Consider the following 3,141-nt stretch of genomic DNA (forward strand, 5'->3'; position numbering starts at 1 on the left):
CGACTACGAAATATGACTTCGACTCCACTCATTCACAGAAAGTTAGTAATTAAACAGAGACAGAGAAAAAACGACAGTTCAGTGGAGAAAATTGATGACTTCGACTCCTAAATATGACTTCGACTCCGCTCAGCCACCAGAATTTAGTAGTTAAACAGAGACAGAGAAAAGGTGACGATAAATTGAAGAAAATATGACTTCGACTACGCTCAGTCACCGGAATTTAGAAGTTAAACAGAGATACATAAAAGATAACAGTTTAGTGGAGAAAAATTGGTGGCTTCGACTACGAAATATGACTTCGACTACGCTCAGTCACCAGAATTTAGTAGTTAAACAGAGACAGAGAAAAAACAACAATTCAGTGGAGAAAAATTAGTGGCTTCGACTACGAAATATGACTTCGACTCCGCTCAGTCACCGGAATTTAGTAATTAAACAGAGACGGAGAGAAAACAACAGTTAAGTGGAGAAATATTTGTGGTTTAGACTTCGAAATATGACTTCGACTCAGCTCAGTCGCCAGAATTTAGTAGTTAAACAGCGATAGAGAAAAACAACAGTTCAGTGGAGAAAAATTGGTGGCTTCACTCCAAAATATGATTTCGACTCCGCTCAGTTACCGGAATTTAGTAGTTAAACAGAGACAGACAAAAAATAACAGTTAAGTGGAGAAAAATTTGTAGCTTCGAATCCGAAATATGACTTCGACTACGCTCAGTCACTGGAATTTAGTAATTAAATAGAGACAGAGAAAAAATAACAGTTAAGTAGAGAAAAATTGGTGGCTTCACTCCAAAATATGATTTCGACTCCGCTCAGTTACCGGAATTTAGTAATTAAACAGAGATAGAGAAAAAACGACAGTTCAGTGGAGAAAAATTGGTGGCTTCGACTACGAAATATGACTTCGACTCCGCTCAGCCACCGGAATTTAGTAGTTAGACAGAGAAAAATAACAGTTCAGTGGAGAAAAATTAGTGATTTCGACTCCGAAATATGACTTCGACTACGCTCAGTCACCGGAAGTTAGTAATTAAACAGCGATTGAGAAAAAACAACAGTTCAATGGAGAAAAATTTGTGGCTTCGAATCAGAAATATGACTTCGACTCCGCTCAGTCACCAGAGGAGAGAAAAAAAATATTAAATTAGACATATGAAAGGTTATATGTATGTTTTATTATGTTCGGACGGAAGTTACTACATTGGTAGTACAACTAATTTAGAATTGCGTTTACAGCAACATCAAATTGGAGAAGGTTCAAATCACACACGTAACCATTTGCCGGTAAAACTTTTATATTATGAAGAATTTCAACGAATAGATGAGGCATTTTATAGAGAAAAACAGATTCAGGGTTGGAGTCGAAAAAAGAAAGAATCCTTAATTAATAATGCAACAGAAGATTTAAAAAATGCTGCAGAATGTATGAATGAAAGTCATTATAAAAATTTTAAGAAATAAAAATATCCCTTCGACTTCGAAATATGACTTCGACTCCGCTCAGTCACCGGAATTTAGTAATTAAACAGAGACTGAGAAAAAACAACAGTTAAGTGGAGAAAAATTGGTGGCTTCGACTTCGAAATATGACTTCGACTCCGCTCAGTCACCGGAATTTAGTAGTTAAACAGAGACAGAGAAAAAACAACAGTTCAATGGAGAAAAATTGGTGGCTTCGACTACGAAATATTACTTCGACTCCGCTCAGTCACCGGAAATTAGTGTAGAATAACGGACATTTTGTTTATCTCTTTATCATCTTAGATCGTCAAATTCTGAATAACTTTAAAAATTTCATTTATTTATATGTATAATTAATAATTCTAAATTTACAGTATCTAATCTTAACATAATAAATGAAAATCTATCTACAACAATTAATTGCCTTTTATAAAAATCCAACAGACGAACGAATTAAAGATTATTCTATTAAAAAAAATATAGTCTATATCATTTATACTTTTTTGTTAGATTTTATATTATGCTTACCAATTTTGCTATTGATGTATGTGTTAGAATTGCTTAATCTTTCCCCGAAGATTATTGAGAAATTAGATTATAGAACGGAAACACTACCATTTATAATTATCTTTTCTATATTTTTTGTTCCAATTCTAGAAGAAATAATCTTTCGTTTCCCGCTAAGACGTAACTCACTCTTCGCAAAATTTATTACAGAAAAACAATGGAAAAATATATTTAGATATTTAGTTTACTCTATTCCACTTTTATTTGGCTTCGTTCATTTAACCAATTACAATCAATATAATTTACAACTCATACTTTTATCACCCATTTTAATTGGATCACAAACAATAGGCGGTTATTTATATACTTTTATGAGAGTTAGATTTAATTTAATTTCAACTATAGTTTGCCATATATTTTGGAATTTTGTGCCAATTACAATGGGAATCGCCTACTCTAATTTTTCAAAACCATATGAATCTACAACCAGTGACTATAGTGTTACTATTAAATACCACGAATATTTTACACCTGAAAAGCAATCATTAACAATTGATTCTGCAAATGGATGGATTTATGCAATTGATTCTAAGCAATATTCTATCAATCATTTAGTTGATACGATTTGCCTAACAGAACGATTGGATACTGATTTTATTATTGATTTCAATTTAAAATCCAAGAAGGGAATCACAAAATCTCAATTTCTTGAGATTATAAAAAAATACGATGAAGAGTAATTAAAAAGTGCAATTAATTGCACTTTTTAAATAATATTGTAATGTTTGAGCGTTAAAAAACATATTTAGTGCCATATAATGCACTTTTCAAAGAAGATTGTTCAATCCAATCACTGATTAACTAATTGATCTAGTTGTTTTTGAATTTCTTCATTTTTTATTTTACGATGTGATGCATTGTACACACATTTTCCATCTTTTATTATTAAGATTTGTGGAGATTCGTGCAGAACATTGTAACGACGTTCAATCTCATTGGATATTGGTCTATATGTTAATAAATCTAAATAATTCAGTTCAAAATCACTTTCTTTTATAATATTCCAAATAATATCACATAATCCACAAGTTTTACTGTGTTTGTAAATAATTTTTGGTTCATTAAAAGATGCTTGGTCAATTTGGTCTAAATCGTCTAAAGTTGTAA

3 protein-coding genes are annotated in these 3,141 nt (G+C 31.6%); 2 read left to right on the top strand and 1 reads right to left on the bottom strand.

The genetic code is table 11. The features are described from left to right. The first annotated feature begins 1,158 nt into the window (after positions 1–1,158). A complete protein-coding gene (locus ACMHJW_RS14560) occupies positions 1,159–1,467 on the top strand; it encodes a GIY-YIG nuclease family protein (RefSeq protein ID WP_413534127.1) in 309 nt (102 codons plus the stop codon). Between the two features lie 395 nt (positions 1,468–1,862). Next, positions 1,863–2,714, top strand: a complete 852-nt coding sequence (locus ACMHJW_RS14565; RefSeq protein ID WP_413534128.1) for a CPBP family intramembrane glutamic endopeptidase — start codon at positions 1,863–1,865, stop codon at positions 2,712–2,714. Positions 2,715–2,824: 110 nt separating this feature from the next. Here ACMHJW_RS14565 and ytxJ read toward each other — a convergent pair. Beyond that, a partial coding sequence (ytxJ, locus tag ACMHJW_RS14570) for a bacillithiol system redox-active protein YtxJ (RefSeq protein WP_413534129.1) occupies positions 2,825–3,141 on the bottom strand: 317 nt, incomplete at its 5' end.

Origin of the sequence: Empedobacter brevis (assembly GCF_965118635.1) — a bacterium.
GTDB lineage: Bacteria > Bacteroidota > Bacteroidia > Flavobacteriales > Weeksellaceae > Empedobacter > Empedobacter brevis_A.

Bases quoted from the DNA above. Each gene is read 5' to 3' on its own strand.
- ACMHJW_RS14565 (WP_413534128.1), top strand. From the start codon at position 1,863: ATGAAAATCTATCTACAACAATTAATTGCCTTTTATAAAAATCCAACA.
- ACMHJW_RS14560 (WP_413534127.1), top strand. From the start codon at position 1,159: ATGAAAGGTTATATGTATGTTTTATTATGTTCGGACGGAAGTTACTAC.